Annotated in this window: 11 protein-coding genes; 4 read left to right on the forward strand and 7 right to left on the reverse strand. The window is 66.3% G+C overall.

Translation table 11 applies throughout. The features are described 5' to 3' along the window. Positions 1-150: 150 nt before the first annotated feature. Positions 151-1743, reverse strand: a complete 1593-nt coding sequence (locus AC13CR_RS13155; RefSeq protein WP_292951527.1) for a DUF2125 domain-containing protein — start codon at positions 1741-1743, stop codon at positions 151-153. A gap of 76 nt (positions 1744-1819) precedes the next feature. Here AC13CR_RS13155 and AC13CR_RS13160 point away from each other — a divergent pair, with 76 nt between their 5' ends. Next, positions 1820-2053, forward strand: coding sequence for a hypothetical protein (locus tag AC13CR_RS13160; RefSeq protein ID WP_292951530.1), 234 nt, complete (start codon positions 1820-1822; stop codon positions 2051-2053). Here the strand turns inward: AC13CR_RS13160 and AC13CR_RS13165 are convergent. From AC13CR_RS13165 to AC13CR_RS13185, 5 genes are all read right to left on the reverse strand, one after another. Then, a complete protein-coding gene (locus tag AC13CR_RS13165) occupies positions 2044-2385 on the reverse strand; it encodes a DUF2853 family protein (RefSeq protein ID WP_292951533.1) in 342 nt (113 codons plus the stop codon). The two genes, AC13CR_RS13160 and AC13CR_RS13165, sit on opposite strands and share 10 nt — an antisense overlap. Before the next feature lie 74 nt (positions 2386-2459). After that, on the reverse strand, positions 2460-3752 hold the full coding sequence (locus AC13CR_RS13170; protein ID WP_292951536.1) for a TRAP transporter large permease: 1293 nt from the start codon (positions 3750-3752) through the stop codon (positions 2460-2462). Continuing rightward, entirely contained in the window at positions 3745-4239 is a 495-nt protein-coding gene (locus AC13CR_RS13175) for a TRAP transporter small permease (protein WP_292951539.1), read from the reverse strand. Before AC13CR_RS13175 ends, AC13CR_RS13170 begins: the two co-directional genes overlap by 8 nt. A gap of 5 nt (positions 4240-4244) precedes the next feature. After that, a complete protein-coding gene (locus AC13CR_RS13180) occupies positions 4245-5213 on the reverse strand; it encodes a TRAP transporter substrate-binding protein (RefSeq protein WP_292951542.1) in 969 nt (322 codons plus the stop codon). A gap of 108 nt (positions 5214-5321) precedes the next feature. Beyond that, positions 5322-5753 (reverse strand): hypothetical protein, encoded by a 432-nt coding sequence (locus AC13CR_RS13185; RefSeq protein WP_482900852.1) that lies wholly within the window; start codon positions 5751-5753, stop codon positions 5322-5324. A 289-nt stretch (positions 5754-6042) separates the two neighbouring features. Here AC13CR_RS13185 and AC13CR_RS13190 point away from each other — a divergent pair, with 289 nt between their 5' ends. The 3 genes from AC13CR_RS13190 to AC13CR_RS13200 all read left to right on the forward strand — a co-directional run bounded on the left by AC13CR_RS13190 (position 6043) and on the right by AC13CR_RS13200 (position 13722). After that, positions 6043-6969, forward strand: a complete 927-nt coding sequence (locus AC13CR_RS13190) for a glucokinase (RefSeq protein ID WP_292951548.1) — start codon at positions 6043-6045, stop codon at positions 6967-6969. Positions 6970-7081: 112 nt separating this feature from the next. Next, positions 7082-8941 (forward strand): autotransporter assembly complex protein TamA, encoded by a 1860-nt coding sequence (locus AC13CR_RS13195; protein ID WP_293014020.1) that lies wholly within the window; start codon positions 7082-7084, stop codon positions 8939-8941. Further along, positions 8941-13722 carry a translocation/assembly module TamB domain-containing protein gene (locus tag AC13CR_RS13200; protein ID WP_292951554.1) on the forward strand — a complete coding sequence of 1594 codons (4782 nt, stop codon included), beginning with the start codon at positions 8941-8943 and terminating at the stop codon, positions 13720-13722. Before AC13CR_RS13195 ends, AC13CR_RS13200 begins: the two co-directional genes overlap by 1 nt. Before the next feature lie 24 nt (positions 13723-13746). Here the strand turns inward: AC13CR_RS13200 and AC13CR_RS13205 are convergent, their stop codons facing one another. Then, positions 13747-15366: a PAS-domain containing protein gene (locus AC13CR_RS13205; RefSeq protein ID WP_335661388.1), complete on the reverse strand. Its 1620-nt coding sequence runs from the start codon at positions 15364-15366 to the stop codon at positions 13747-13749. Between the last annotated feature and the right edge of the window lie 31 nt (positions 15367-15397).

Consider the following 15397-nt stretch of genomic DNA (forward strand, 5'->3'; position numbering starts at 1 on the left):
CCGCGAAACCGGGGCACGGACGCCAGCGGGCGCGGCCCGGTCAGCCTGCCGCATCCCGATTCCGGGCGGGCGTCGATGCGCGGTCGGTGATGCGCGCCATGGCGCGAGACGGTCGGGACAACCCTGCCCCGACCCGGCTTGCCTTGCGGCCTATTTCACCTGCTGGCCATTGGCAAAGATCGACCCGCCCTCGCGGAATTCGATCTCGGTCGTCATCGTCTCGGGATCGCTGTCCGAGGGGCGGGCGAACATGGCCAGCATCATCCGCGTCGCCATCAGCTGTTCCTGCGGCAGCAGGCCCATGGCCGACAATGTCTCCAGCAGGGTGTTCAGGCCCGTGAAGCTGCCCTGGATCTTGCCGACCGGCTCGTTGGGCGTATCGCCGAAGGCAAGCTGGCCGGTCAGATCGGCCTTGGCCCCCACCGCATCCAGCGCAATCCTGTTGATCGTCAGATCCTGCGGCGCGAAGGGCATGTCGGGGCCTGCGGGCTGATCGGCCGGGTTCCCGGCGGCGAGATCGCCACTGGCCGCAGGATCCTGTTCGCGTTGCATCTTCTCGGCCAGCGCCGGATCCAGCAGGTCCCTGCCGACCAGCGCATTGCCCGACAGATCCACGGTCAGACTGGCCGGGTCGCGGGGCAGCTTGGCCTGCGGATCGAACAGGCCCCAGATCGCATCGCCCATCGTCAGCCCGCTGAGGCTGTAGGCAAGCGTGAAGGGCTGCGGCTGGTCCGAAGCGGTCACCGGCAGCATCATCTTGGCCGAGGTCTCGGCGACGGCATAGGTGATCGGGAAGGGAAGCGAGCCGAGGGTCATCTCGACCGCGCTGTTCTTGCCCGAGCCTTCATAGCCCAGCCCGTCCTTCGACATCGAGAACGCCATGCTGCTGGGGCCGGCGGCATAGCTGGCCTTGCCGTCTTGCGGCTGGCCGTCCTCGTCCTGACCGGAAAAGACGAACTCGCCCGAAACCCTTCCCATCGTCAGGGTTCCGTCCAGCGCCATCCCGGATGCCAGCGCGCTGTTCAGCGCCTGCGGTTCCGAGGGCGCGTCCGACGGCATCTGCATCCAGCCGCTTGCGGTCAGATCCGTGACATTGCCGCTGGCGTCGATCTGTCCGGTCCCGCCCGAGCCGTCCTGCTGCACAGGCTCTTTCGCGCTGAGGGCGATGTCCACGCCGGCGGCGCTGAGATCATAGGTGATCCGGCCGGCCGTGCCGTCCTGGTTCTGCTGGCGGCCCTTCACGTCGTTCAGCAGGATCGTCAAGGGTGCCTTGCCGTCCTGCGCCGCGCCGCCGGTGAAGGTCGCCGCAACCTTGATCTGCGGATAGACGACCTCGTGGGTCATCGCGTCGGGCGTGCCTGAACTGATCATCTCGTTGTCGGGCAGCGACACGGTGGCATCGAACTCGACCGGCTCGCCCTCGGGCGGGGTGGTGATCGAATCGATCAGCGTATCGCCCTCGATCATCGTGCGGACCTTGGCATCGCCGGTCTGCTGCAGGATCATCTTCGGCACGGTGATCGTCGTCGTGCTGGCCGTGTCCGCCGCCGGCGGCGAAAGCGTGATGTCCGAAACGGTCAGCGTGTCGCCGGATTCGTCGCGCTGGCCCACCTCGACCTTGTAACCCATCGCGGTGTAATAGCTTTCGAGACTGTCCCAGACCTGCGCCGGCGTCAGTTCGGCCAGGACCGGCGCGGCCCCCGCGATCAGCGCCACGGCCGAGGTGGCAAGCAAACGGATCATGACGGATACCTTTCGACACGAAATTCTTTGCGAAACTGTCTGACACAGCCTCCCGCGGAGGGAAAGGGAACATTCCGTGATCCGCCGCGAGACGCGCGACGGTCCGGCCATCCTGACCCTTGACCGCCCCGCCCCGCCCAATTCCCTGGCCGAGGCGATGTTGCGCGATCTGACCGCCCGCCTCGACAATCTGGCCGCGTCCGATTGCCGGGCGCCGGTTGGGGCCGCGACCGCACTGGCGGCCGATGGCCCTGCGGCATCGGCCGCCCATGCCGCCGCGATCAGGCGGATGGCCTCGGTTCAGGCATAGACCGATTGTTTCTTGAAGTGCTGGCACAGCAGGTAATAGACGACCGCGCGGTATTTGCTGCGGTTCGACCGGCCGTATCTGTCGATCACCGCGTGGACGCCTTCCATCAGTGCCGGACCGTCGGGAAGCCCCAGCTTTTTCATCAGATAGTTCTTTCGGATCCGGTCCAGTTCGGCCTCGTCGCTGGCCGCGACGGTTTCGGCGTCGTTGTTGTAGATCGACGGACCGCAGCCGATCGTCACCTTGCGCAGCAGGTCCATGTCGGGTTCGACCCCCAGCTTGTCGCGGATGTCGCCGGCATATTTCCCGATCAGTTCGTCACGCTTGCTCATCTCTCCCTCCGGGTTTTCGTATCGGACCGGGGCAGGATGCGGCGAGGTCTGACATTTATCAACAAATTCCGCCCCTAGCCGCGCGAGAAGCCGCTGATGGCGGGCAGCCAGGTCGAAAGGCCGGGCACGAAGGTCAGGATCGCCAGAACCACCAGCGCGGCCAGAAAGAAGGGCGGCAATTCGCGGATCAGCGCCGAGGGGCGCTGGTTGGTGGCCGAGGCAACGACGAAGATCAGGCCGCCGACCGGGGGCGTGATCAGTCCGAAGGTCAGGTTGACGATCACGATGATCGCGAAGTGATCGGCGGCGATGCCGAGGCTGTTGGCGATGGGTGCCAGGATCGGCACAAGGATCATCACCCCCGGCAGCGGGTCCATGAACATGCCGAAGACCAGCAGAAGCAGGTTGACCATCAGCAGAAAGGCGACGGGCGACAGGTTCATCGCGATCACCGCGTCGGCCATCGCCTGCGGCACGCCCTCGATGATCAGCACCCAGGCAAAGGCGCGCGCGCCGGCAAGGATCATCAGCACCGCGACCGACATGATCCCGGCCCGCCAGAACGCCCCCCAGAGATCCGCGAATGTGAAGCCGCGATAGATCACGGCGCTGACGAGGATCGCATAGACGACGGCGATGACGGATGCCTCGGTCGGCGTGAACACACCGCCGCGGATGCCGCCCACGATCAGCACCACCAGAGCCAGCGCCGGCAGCGCGGCGACGGTGTTGCGGATCATCTGCAGGACGGGCGGACGCGGTTCGGCGCTGCGATAGCCGCGCTTGCGGCTGATCCACCAGTTCACCCCGGCCATCGCGGCGGAAATCAGCAGCCCCGGCAGGATCCCGGCCATGAACAGCGACCCCACCGACACGTTGCGGTCCTGCAGCGCATAGATGATCATCGTGATCGAGGGCGGGATGATCGGGCCGACGACCGATGTGGCGATGGTCAGCGCCCCGGCATAGGCGCGGCTGTAGCCGCCCTTCTCCATCATCCGCACCATCATCGCCCCCGGCCCCGCCGCATCCGCCAGCGCCGAGCCTGAAATTCCCGCGAACAGGGTCGAGGTCAGGACATTGGCATAGCCCAGCCCACCCCGCAGATGGCCCACGAATTGCGCGGCAAAGCGCAGCAGCATGGCGGAAATCGCACCCGCCGACATGATTTCGGCTGCCAGGATGAAGAAGGGCACGGCCAGCAGGGGAAAGCTGTCGAGGCCGGTGAACATCTCCTTGACGACGACCACCAGCGGATAGCTGCCCGCCAGCGACACCGCCGCAAAGGCCGCCATCGCCAGCGCGAAGGCCACCGGCACGCCGAGGATCATCAGGATCAGGAAGGCGGCGACCAGGATCTCAACCACGCGCGGCCTCGTCGGTGGCGTTGAAACCCGCCTGCAGGTATCGCGGGGCGATCAGCGCCAGATGCACCATCATCAGCGCGAAGCCGGCGGGCATCGCGGCATAGACCCAGTACATCGGCAATCGAAGCGCGGCGGATTTCTGGATCGCCATGCGATTCATGTAGTCGATGCCAACCCAGACCATGAAACCGAAGAAAGCGAACAGGATCAGAAGGATGGCCCAGCGGAGCGCGCGCTGCGCGGGGCCGGGCAGTGCCTCTTGCGCATTGGCGATGGCGACATGGGCACCCTCGCGCAGGGCCAGCCCGGCACCAAGGAAGGTCAGCCAGATCATCGTGTAGCGCGCGACCTCGTCCGACCATGTCAGCGAGAATCCCAGCAGGTAGCGCCCGGCCACATTCGCGCCGACGACCGCCGCCATCACCGCGAGGCCGGCGATGACGACGGTGCCGTTCAGCACCACGAACAGGCGTTCCAGCCGGCGCATCGGCCCTATTGTTCGGCCTGGATGCGGTCCATCAGATCCTTGCCGAACTGCGCCTCGTAGTCCTTGTAGGGGCCTTCCAGCGCGGCGCGGAAGGCGGCCTTCTGGTCGGGCGTCAATTCGTTGACCTGCATTCCGGCCTGTTTCAGTGTCTCGACACCCGAAGCCTCGACCTCATCGACATAGGCCCGCATCGCCGTGACCGCATCCTTGGCGGCCTTGTCGAAAGCGGCCTTCTGGCTGTCGTCGAGACTGTTCCACAGCGCGGGGGAAATCAGGATGACGGCGGGAGAATAGACGTGGCCGTCCAGCGTCAGGTATTTCTGCACCTCGTTCAGCTTGGCCGAAACGATCACCGAAAGCGGATTTTCCTGGCCGTCGATGGCGCCCTGTTGCAGCGCCCCGATCACCTCGGGCCAGGCCATCGGCGTGGGCGCGGCGCCAAGCGCCTCGAACGCCTTGATATGGACCGGGTTTTCCATTGTGCGGATCTTCAGCCCCTTGGCATCGGCGGGGGTGGTGATGGGTCCCCGATTATTCGTGATATGGCGAAAGCCCTGCTCGCCCCAGGCCAGCGCGTGCAGCCCGGCCTCGTCGAACCTGGCCAGCATTTCCTGCCCGATCTCGCCGTCCAGGACGCGGCGCGCATGATCGAGACTGCTGAACAGGAACGGCACGTCGAAGACGCCCACTTCGGGCACGAAATTCGACAGCGTTCCGGTCGACACGATGGTCATGTCCACCGTGCCAAGCTGCACACCCTCGACCACTTCGCGTTCGCCGCCAAGTCCCGACGAGGGAAAATCCTTGAAGGTGAAAGCATCGCCCAACTGGTCGGTGACCGATTTCTCGAAGGCCTTGGCCGCGACGCCGTAATGGCTGTCCTCGGCCAGCGCATAGCCGATCTTCACCTCTCTGGCGGCGGCGGGCGTGGCGAAGACCGCGCCCAAAAGCGCGGCGGTGCAGATGTGTTTCATGAGATCCTCCCTCTTGCGGCGCGATCCTGCATGACCCGAAGGCCATGCGCAATCGCGGTTCCGGCCGCAAGAAAAGCCTGAAATGGCGCGGAGGATCAAGCCTCGCCGTCAGCGCAGGCCGGCGGTCGTGTAATAGACCTCGGCCGCCTTGCGATCGTCATAGCCGATCCCCGAGGCGATGATGCAGCTTGTATCATCGGGCCGCGTGGCGACCAGCGTCCAGGTTCCCATCTGGTCCGAGCCCCACAATTCGGTCCCGTCACGCGGGCTGACATCGACGGGGGCTTCGTTGAAATCATGCTTCAGAGTAGAGCTGATCTCGTCGTTCACCGCGCAATAGGGCTGATCACCGACCGCCATATCCGAGGTCGGAAGGCTCTGCGCCTGGTTCAGAAGGGTCGCGATGTCCACGCCCTCCATGGCGGGCCACCCCTGGATTGGCTGATCGGAACGGATTGCCGAAAGTCCGGGCAGGGCCGTCAGCAGAACGACGCTGCCGGCCATTGTCAGGCGGGCGATGCGGTTTGCAGAGCGGATCATCGGTTCGGGCCTTTCCTTGCGTTTTCTGATGCTGAAACGCGCGATTTCGGGGGTTTGTTCCCCTGCGGCGATTCCGGCCCCGGACAACGCCGCTTCTGGCGGCCGGCAAGACCCCTGCCCCGCGCGGCGTCTGGGCCGCCGGTCGCGATGGCCGGATTCGTGGCGCAAACCCCGTCGGCGGCGGCCGGAACAGGGTCCGGCGCGTCCATGGCCTTCGCCCTCTCGCAACTTTCCCGGATCTCGCCTAAGGATGGGGAACGGCAGAAAATGCAGGGCGAGGAGTAACGGAATGGCGATGCTTCTGGGGGATGTCGGCGGCACCAATGCCCGGCTTGCCATCGCGCGAAACGGGGTCATCGACGATAACACCGTGACCCGCTTTCGCGGCGACGATTTCGCCAGTTTCGACGATGTCGTGCGGCGCTTTCAGAAGGACCAGGACCAGCCGCGCATCACCTCGGTCTGTATCGCGGTGGCGGGGCCGGTCAGCGGCGGCAAGGCCAGCCTGACGAACCGTGACTGGGATTTCGACGAACACCGCCTTGCCCGGCTGACCGATGCGGATCATGTGCGGCTGATCAACGATCTGACCGCGCTTGGCTATGCCACGCCGTCGCTGTCGGGCGACGGGCTGGCGGTCCTGCGCGAGGCGCCCGAGGATCGCGCCCGCAACGGTCAGGCGCTGGTCGTGGGGCTTGGGACCGGCTTCAACGTCTGCGCCGTCCGCGCGCTGCCCGGTGGCGCGATCACCGCGATGGAGGCCGAAGAAGGGCACACCCACCTGCCCGCCAACATCTGGCAGCGCCTGTCCGAAACCGTCGGCGCCGAGGCCGCCCGCGCCTTCACCTCGACCGAGGAAACCTTTTCCGGCCGTGGCCTGTCACGGTTCCACGCCGCCCGCACCGGCACCGATCCGGTTCCCGGCGAAAGGATCGCCAGGGCGGCAGAGGCCGGCGATCCGCAGGCCGTCGCGACCTATGATCTGTTCGCCGAGATGGTCGGCCTGATGTGCCGCGAACTGACGCTGCATTTCATGCCGCTGGAGGGCCTGTATCTGGCCGGCAGCGTCGGGCGCAGCATCGCCGACCGGATAGACCGCTTCAGCACCGGGCTGCTGTCCCAGCCCTTCATGCGCCATATTCCCGAAAACACGCCGATCTTCCTGATCCGTGACGACATGGCCGCGCTTCAGGGATGCCTGGCCGCATTGTCCTGACGCCACGATGCGCCAAAAAAGGTTAACGCGGCCCCCCTTTTCGCAGGAATTGCTGGATTCCGCGGCGCAATCCTGCTCAAATCGCCAAAAGCAAGAATTGCAGGGCAGGACGATGCGGGCATATCTGCGGGCGGCACTTGTCGTCTTCACGGCACTGGGTTTCGGGGGAATGGCGCTTGGCCAATCCTCGTCCCCGTTCTCGGGCCTGTTCGGCCGCGGCAGCCAATCCGAAGGTCCGGTCGATCTGCAAATCACGGTCGCCGGCAACCAGGACGGGCTGGATCGCGAAATTCGCAACAGTTCGCTCATCAAGGGCGCGCTGGACGAGGATCGCACCACCGGGCAGGACGTCTTCGCCGCGGCCCGCGCCGATTATGCCCGGATCCTGGGCCTGCTCTATGACAAGGGGTTCTATTCTCCGGTCATCAACATCACGCTGGACGGCGTCGAGGCGGCCGAGGTCGCGCCGCTGGATGCGCCCCGGGTCGTGCGCAAGGTCGTGATCCGCGTCGATCCCGGTCCCGGCTTCAAGTTCTCGCGCGCCCAGATCGCGCCTGTCGCGCCCGGATCCGACATTCCGGGCGAATATGCCGTGGGTGAGACCGCGGGCACCGGCACGATCAAGGCGGCCGCCGCGGCGGGCGTGGATGGCTGGCGCAATGACGGCCACGCCAAGGCCGATGTCGGCAGCCAGAGCATCGTCGCCGATCACGACCAGAATACCGTGGACAGCCGAATCGGGCTGAATCCCGGCCCGGCGGTTACCTTCGGCAGGCTGAACATGACGGGCTACGAGCGGATGAAGCCGCGCCGCCTGCGCAAGATCGCGGGCCTGCCCGAAGGTCAGCCCTTCGATCCCGACGATATCGAGACGGTTCGCAAGCGGCTGCGCCGCACTGGCGTCTTCTCGGCGATCACGCTGGAAGAGGCCGACCAGCTTGGGCCGGACAACAGCATGGATGTGAACCTGACCGTGGTGGAACAGAAACTGCGCCGGATCGGGGCGGGATTCGAAATCTCGAACACCGATGGTGCGATGGTTTCGGCCTACTGGATGCACCGCAACCTGCTGGGCGGGGGCGAGCGGTTGCGGATCGAAGGCAAGGTCAAGGATATCGGCTCGAAGACCAGCGGGCGCGACGAGGACCTGACCTTCCGTCTCGACCGTCCGGCGACGATCACGCCGGATACCACCGCCTATGTCGAAACCCGGCTGGCCCGGATGCGCGAAGAGGATTACGATTCCGATTCGGCTTCGGTCGGGCTGGGCTTCAACCGTATCTTCAGCGACCGGCTGACCACCAACCTGGCCGTCGAATACCAGTTCTCGCGCGTGTTCGACGCCAACGGGCAACGGGATTTCAAGGTTCTCGCTTTCCCGCTGAGCGTGACATGGGACCAGCGCGACGAACCGACCGACGCCAGGAAGGGCTATTATCTCAGCGCCGATGCCGCGCCCTTCAAGGGCTTCGGCGGCACCGATGACGGTGTCCGCTTGCTGGGCGAGGCGCGCGGTTTCTATTCGCTGGGCCAGGATGACAGGTTCACGCTGGCCGGCCGCGCCCGGCTGGGCAGCGTGCTGGGCAGCGATATCCGGAACACGCCGCGCGACTATCTGTTCTTTTCGGGCGGCGGCGGAACCGTGCGCGGCCAGCCCTATCAATCGCTGGGCGTCGAAGTGATTCCCAGCCCGGACGGCCCGATCATGACCGGCGGCATGAGCGTCGCGACGCTGAACGCCGAGATGCGGTTCCAGGTCCGCGAGCGGATCGGACTGGTCGCCTTTGCCGATTACGGCCGCGTCTGGTCCGAAGGTTCCTTTGGCGGCGACAGCGGCGATCATGCCGGCGCCGGCATCGGGGTGCGATACAAGACGCCGATCGGGCCGCTGCGATTCGACATCGCCGCGCCGGTCTCGGGCAAGACCGGCAACGGCGTTCAGGTCTATCTGGGGCTGGGGCAGGCATTCTGATGCGCACGATCTGGATTCTTCTTCTCGCGATGTTCCTGCCGCTGGCGGCCCATGCGCAAAGCGCGGCCGACATCTCGGCCGAGGTCTCGGACGACAAGGGCTTCATCACCCGGCTGCTGGAGCGGAACCTGTCGGGTCAGGGGCGCCGCATCTCGATCGACGGGTTTCAGGGGGCGCTGTCCTCGCGCGCGACCTTCACCCAGATGACCATTGCGGACGCAGATGGCGTCTGGCTGACGCTTGAGAACGGCGCCATCCAGTGGAACCGCTCGGCGCTGTTGCGCGGCCGGGTCGATATCGCCGAATTGTCGGCCGAACGCATCAGCCTGCCGCGCCTGCCGGGCGCGGGCGGGGCGGCGGCGCCCAAGGCCGAGACCACGGAATTCGCGCTGCCCGAACTGCCGGTCGGCGTCGAGATCAAGGAAATCCGCGCCGGCCGCGTCGAATTGGGCCAGCCGGTGATCGGCGTCGAGGCGGCGATCTCCATCGACGGCAGCATGAGCCTTGCCGGCGGCGAGGGCGCGGCCAAACTGACCATCGACCGTCTGGACGGGCCGCGCGGCCAGTTCGTGCTGGATGCGGGCTATTCGAACGGAACCAAGGTCCTGCGCGTCAATCTGGGCCTGGACGAGGCGGCCGACGGCCTGCTGGTGAACCTCGTCAACCTCTATGACAAGCCCTCGGTCACGGCGCAGATCAGCGGCGAAGGCGAGATCAAGGATTTCATGGCCGACATCCGTCTGGCGACGGACGGCCAGCAGCGTGTCACCGGATCGGTGGGGGCGAATGCGGGGGCAGGGCCCGATGGCAGCCCCGGCACGAATTTCCGCGTCCAGCTTGGCGGCGACATCGCCACCCTGCTGCCGCCCGAGGATCGTGCATTTTTCGGAACCGGAACGCAATTGACGGCCGAAGGCTGGCGCGGCGACGACGGGCGGCTGAACCTGCCGGTGCTCAAACTGGCCACCGATGCGCTTGGGATCGACGGTCGGCTTTCGCTGAATGCCAAGAATGCGCCGGAAACCGCGCAGCTTCTGATCACGCTGGGCCGTGACGCCAATGCGTCGCAGGTTCCCGTCGCGCTGCCTTTCGCGCAGGACACGACAGTGGAGTCGGGACGGCTGGAACTGCAATACGATTCGGCCGAGGGACAGGGCTGGACCCTGACCGGCCGCGTCGGCCAGCTGGATCAGGGCCAGGTCACGATCGGCGCGCTGACGCTGGACGGGGCGGGCGCGGTGGTGCTGGATAATGGCGCGCTGTCCAACGTGTCGGGCAGGATCGGCTTTGGCGGACAGCGGATGGACTTTGCCGATCGCGGTCTGGCCGAGGCTATCGGGACGCAGCTGGACGGATCGGCCCAGTTCGATTTCACGCCCGGAAATGCCGTCGAATTGTCCGAGGTTACGGTGAACGGCGCGGATTACGGCCTGTCGGGATATTTCCTGGTCTCCGGCCTGTCCAGCGGCTTCCTGATCTCGGCCGATGCCGAGGCGCGCTATGACGATCTCGCGCGGCTGTCGGTCATCGCGAACCGGTCGATCAAGGGCAGCGCGAACGCATCGGTGACCGGCTACTACAACGTCCTGACCAAGGGTTTCGACATCGACGCCGAAGCCACCGGACAGAATATCGCGCTGGACCAGCCGCAGGTGGATCGGCTGCTTGCCGGCCAGTCGCGGATCAGGCTGGCGGCGCGGCGCGACCAGACCGGGATCGAACTGAGCCGTTTCGATATCAACGCCCAGCGGCTGACCGCGCAGGCGCAGGGCTATCTGAACAGCCTGTCCAGCGACGTGAAGGCGACGATCTCGATGCCTTCGTTGCAGGACGCCGATCCCAACTTCTCGGGCGCGCTGCAGGCCGAGGCCAATCTGACCGGCGCCGCCGGGGCGCGGCGGTTGTCGGTCAGTGGCGAGGCGAACGATCTGAAGATCGGGATCGCGGCGCTGGACGGAGCCCTTCAGGGGCGCACCAGCCTGGCCATCATCGCGGCCGAACAGGATGGCGGCTATCAGGTCGAGACGCTGCAATTGTCAAACCCGCAACTGGATGCCAAGGCCAAGGGAAGCTTCGTGACGGGCGCGCTGGACGCGACGGCGACCTTCGAACTGCCCGATCTGTCGGCGCTGCGCTCTGATTGGCGCGGCGGCTTTACCGCCCGGGCCAGCCTGACGGAACGGGACGGCACGCGCTTTCTGGATCTGACCGGAAAAGGCCAGGATCTCAGCCTCGGGCTTGCCAATGGCAACGAGGCGCTGACCGGCATCACCGATCTGGTGGTCAAGGCCGAGGAAAAGGACGGCCTGATCACCCTGCGCGACCTGCGACTGGTGAATGACCAGTTGAACGCGACGGCCCGCGGCACCTATGGTCAGGGCGAAACCGATCTGACGGCCCGGCTTGACATCGCTTCGCTGGCGCCGTTCGGGCCGGATTGGGGCGGATCGCTGAACGCCGATGCGATGCTGGTGCAGCGCCAGGACGGCATCCGGCGCCTGGATCTGACCGGCACCGCCCGCGATCTGGCCATCGGCCAGCCGCAGGTGGACGGCGCCTTCCGGGGAGAGACCCGGCTTGCCGTCAAGGCCGAAGAGGACAAGGGCACGGTCACGTTGCGGGACGTGCGGATTTCGAACCCGCAGCTTTCGGCCACCGCAAGCGGCGTCTATGGCAAGGGCGTGACCGACCTGACGGCCTCCGCGCAGATCGCGTCGCTGGCCTCGTTCGGCCCCGGCTGGCGCGGCACGATGACCCTGGACGGGACCTTCCGTGAAAGCGGCGATGGCGCGCGGCGGCTGGCGGTGCGCGGCAGCGGGCAGGATCTGTCCTTCGGGCAGGCGCAGGTCGATGGCGCGCTGGCCGGCGAGACCCGGCTGTCGGTGATGGCTGTCGAACGCGACGGTGTCTTCACCATCGATCAGGCACAGCTGGAAAATCCCCGCCTCAGCGCGAATGCGACCGGCACCCTTGGCGGCGGCAAGACCGACATCTCTGCGCAGTTGAACGCCGCCGACCTGCGCTTTCTGGGCAATGGGATCCGCGGCTCGCTGAGCGCCGATGCAAGTCTGGTCGAAGAAAACGGCCTGCGCCGGATCACCGCGACCGGCCGCGCGAACGGGCTGGCTATCGGGCAGGACCGGATCGATCCGATCCTGCGCGGCCAGACCGGCTTCGACGTGGCGGCGACGCAATCGGCGTCGGGCCTGTCCTTCCAGCGCCTTCAGGTCCGCAATCCGCAGTTGCGGGTCGATGCCGATGGCGACACCGCCAGCGGCATGAACGTCTCGGCCCGGCTGACCGATCTGGGACTGGTCCTGCGCGAATTGCCCGGCGCGCTGAGCGTGGACGGCACGATCCGCGAATCGGGTCAGGATTTCGCGGTCGATCTGGCCGTCGTCGCGCCAGGGGACACGCGGCTGCAAATCTCGGGTTCGGCGGCGCGGAATTTCTCGGACACGAACCTGGACATTTCCGGCAACACCAACGCCTCGATCGCCAACAGCTTCATTCGCACGCGCAGCATCGAGGGGCCGGTCAGCGTCGATGTCAGTGTGAACGGTCCGCCATCGCTGAACGCGGTCAGCGGCCGCATCCAGCTCAGCGGCGGTGAACTGGCCGATCCCGGCCTGGGCGTGCGTCTGCAGGGATTGAACGTCACCGCCGATCTTCGGAACGGCCGCATCCTGGTAGATGCGCGGAGCGGCGTCGCGGCGGGCGGATCGCTGGCCGTTTCCGGACCGGTCGATCTGCAGGCGGGCAATCTGGATCTGACCATCGTGCTGGACAATCTGGTCGCGCGCGATCCGAACCTCTACGAGACGCAACTGAACGGGCAATTGACGATGAGCGGCAACATGGCCTCGGGCCCGCTGATCGCCGGCACCGTCAATGTCGGCGCGACCGAGATCCGAATCCCCTCGACCGGACTCGGCGGGGCAAAGGCCATTCCGGATATTCAGCATGTCGGTGCAGAGCGTCCGCCGGTTCGCGGCACCCGGGCCAAGGCCGGGCTGGAGGATTATCCCAGCCAGGCGTCGCGCGATGCCGGCATGGCCGGCCCGCCCTCGACCCCGCCGGCCAATCCGCCGCGGCTGGACCTGCAGATCAATGCGCCGAACCAGATCTTCATCCGCGGCCGCGGCGTCGATGCCGAAATGGGTGGCGCGCTGCGGGTCACGGGAACCACGCGCAACGTGATCCCCATCGGTCAGCTGGAACTGATCCGGGGCCGGGTCGATCTGCTGGGCAAGCGGTTCGATCTGGCCGAGGGGCTGGTCGAATTGCAGGGCAGCCTGGTGCCGGTGATCCGGCTGGTGGCCGAAACCTCGCAGAACGGGATCACGACCCGGGTCATCATCGATGGCGAGGCGCGCGATCCCGAGATCACCTTCGAATCCTCGCCCGAATTGCCCGAGGAAGAGGTCCTGTCGCAGTTGCTGTTCGGCCGGGGCCTGGACAATATCAGTCCGCTTCAGGCCGCCCAGCTCGCCAATGCGATCGCGGTGCTGGCCGGGCGCGGCGGCGAAGGAATCGTCGGCAATCTGCGCAACCAGTTCGGCCTGGACGATCTGGACCTTCAGACCGACGCCGAGGGAAATGTGCAGGTCCGTGCGGGCAAGTATCTCAGCGAAAATCTTTATACCGACGTGGCCGTCGGCAATAACGGCAAGAGCACGATCAACCTCAACCTGGACGTGACCGAAAGCCTGACCGCGCGCGGTTCGGTGGACAGCGAAGGTCAGAGCACGCTGGGCATCTATTTCGAGCGCGACTACTGAGGACGGAGGCCGCGCGGGCGGTGCCTAATCCGCGCCCACGGCCCGGGTCAGAAGCGGGGCGGCCCCGTCCTGACCGGGTGTCGTGGCGACGATCTCGGCCCGGCGGAAGCGCAGCAATTGCCGCGCGCCGCCGATCCGGGTGACCCGCCAATCCAGCAGCGCGCCATCCGGTCCGGTAATCAGGCCGGTGTCACGCGAGGTTTCCGACCCTGCCGTCAGCCGGGCGCGCAGGGCGGCAAAGCCCGGACCGTTCTCGACCCTTCCTTCCCAATCGCTCAGCGCCTCGGCAAGGGTGGTGGCGCCGCCGCCCCAGATCTGGCGATAAGACTGGTTCGTCATCAGGATCTGGCCGCTTGACGAAAAGGCCGCCAACCCGTCATCCAGCCCGTCGATGACATTTTCGCCCAGCGACAGATCGGCGCGGAATTTCCGGGTCAGCGAGATTTCCGAGGTGATGTCCTCGAACAGGAAAGCCACCGCGCCATCGGGATGCGGCCGTCCGGTGACGCGATAGGTCTGCCCGCCCGGCAGCGACCAGGTCTCGACATGGTGGCCGGTGGCGGCGGCGCTTTCCAGATTGTTCATGTGCTGGCGCCAGCTGCGGAAATCCTTGGGCTCGGGAACCATGCGCGATTCGCGCAACTGATCCAGCAGGTCGAACAGGGTCGGCCGCGCGGTCAGGAATCCGGTCGGCAGCCCGGTCAGGTCGATCAGCGCCGGGTTGAACAATTGCAGGTGCCGCTGGCGGTCGAAGATGGCCAGTCCGATGGGCAGGTCGGCAAAGGTCTTGGTCAGCGTCTGGACGAATTCGCGAAGGCTGCGCTCGGCCCGGACGGCGGCATCGGCGGGCAGGGCGAACATCATCGTCTGGTCGCCGATCTGATGGCTGTGGCAATCATACCAGGACATGATCCCGTCGCTTTCCAGCGATGCGCGCCGGGTGGAGGGCCCGCCGCCCGGAGCAGGTTTGGGAGGATCCAGCAGCCGCGGCAATGGCCAGCTGAGCATGCCGCCGGCATGAGCCTCGGCCCGGCGCAGATAGGCGGCATTGGCCCAGGTGATCGCGTCGCAGGCATCCTGCCGCCAGACCAGCATCGGCGTCTGGTCCAGCGACTTGCGCAGCAGGTCAAGCTCTTCCTCCATCGCCTGCTGGGACATGGAATCGACGACGATCCCGGCATGTTCCGCCTGCGGATCGACGATGGTGACACGGACCATGGCATCCTCGATGCGTTCGGCGGTCAGGCGCAGGGCGGCGCTGCCGGCACCGTTTCCACCCAGCATTTCCACCCGACCCAGTTCGTCCAGCCGGTCCAGACGCGCAATGCCGTCGGGAAAGCGCGGCCCGGCCCATTGCCGCAGCCGCGTCCAGTCATCGTCCGGGCCATTGACCCGATCCAGCAGGGTCCGGGCCGGGGCGGTCGCATCGACCAGGGCGCCGCCGCGGAACAGAAGGATGGTGGGTTTCAGCGCCCCCTCCAGATGGTCGCGTCCCGACCGGCGGCCGGAACCCGCCGCAAGCCGGTCCCAGAACCGGATCGCCGCGATCGCCAGCAGGACCGAGATCGTCCCGGCCGCAACAGCGGTAAGAACAAGCCAATATCCCTCGAAAGCCACGTCGTCGCGCCCCCATTGCGTTTTCACAACTGTAAGGCGATCTGACTTAATGAAAAGT

The organism is Paracoccus sp. L-17 (genome assembly GCF_056857655.1).

Bases quoted from the DNA above. Each gene is read 5' to 3' on its own strand.
- AC13CR_RS13190 (WP_292951548.1), top strand. From the start codon at position 6,043: ATGGCGATGCTTCTGGGGGATGTCGGCGGCACCAATGCCCGGCTTGCC.
- AC13CR_RS13155 (WP_292951527.1), bottom strand. From the start codon at position 1,743: ATGATCCGTTTGCTTGCCACCTCGGCCGTGGCGCTGATCGCGGGGGCC.
- AC13CR_RS13180 (WP_292951542.1), bottom strand. From the start codon at position 5,213: ATGAAACACATCTGCACCGCCGCGCTTTTGGGCGCGGTCTTCGCCACG.
- AC13CR_RS13200 (WP_292951554.1), top strand. From the start codon at position 8,941: ATGCGCACGATCTGGATTCTTCTTCTCGCGATGTTCCTGCCGCTGGCG.
- AC13CR_RS13195 (WP_293014020.1), top strand. From the start codon at position 7,082: ATGCGGGCATATCTGCGGGCGGCACTTGTCGTCTTCACGGCACTGGGT.
- AC13CR_RS13185 (WP_482900852.1), bottom strand. From the start codon at position 5,753: ATGATCCGCTCTGCAAACCGCATCGCCCGCCTGACAATGGCCGGCAGC.
- AC13CR_RS13165 (WP_292951533.1), bottom strand. From the start codon at position 2,385: ATGAGCAAGCGTGACGAACTGATCGGGAAATATGCCGGCGACATCCGC.
- AC13CR_RS13175 (WP_292951539.1), bottom strand. From the start codon at position 4,239: ATGCGCCGGCTGGAACGCCTGTTCGTGGTGCTGAACGGCACCGTCGTC.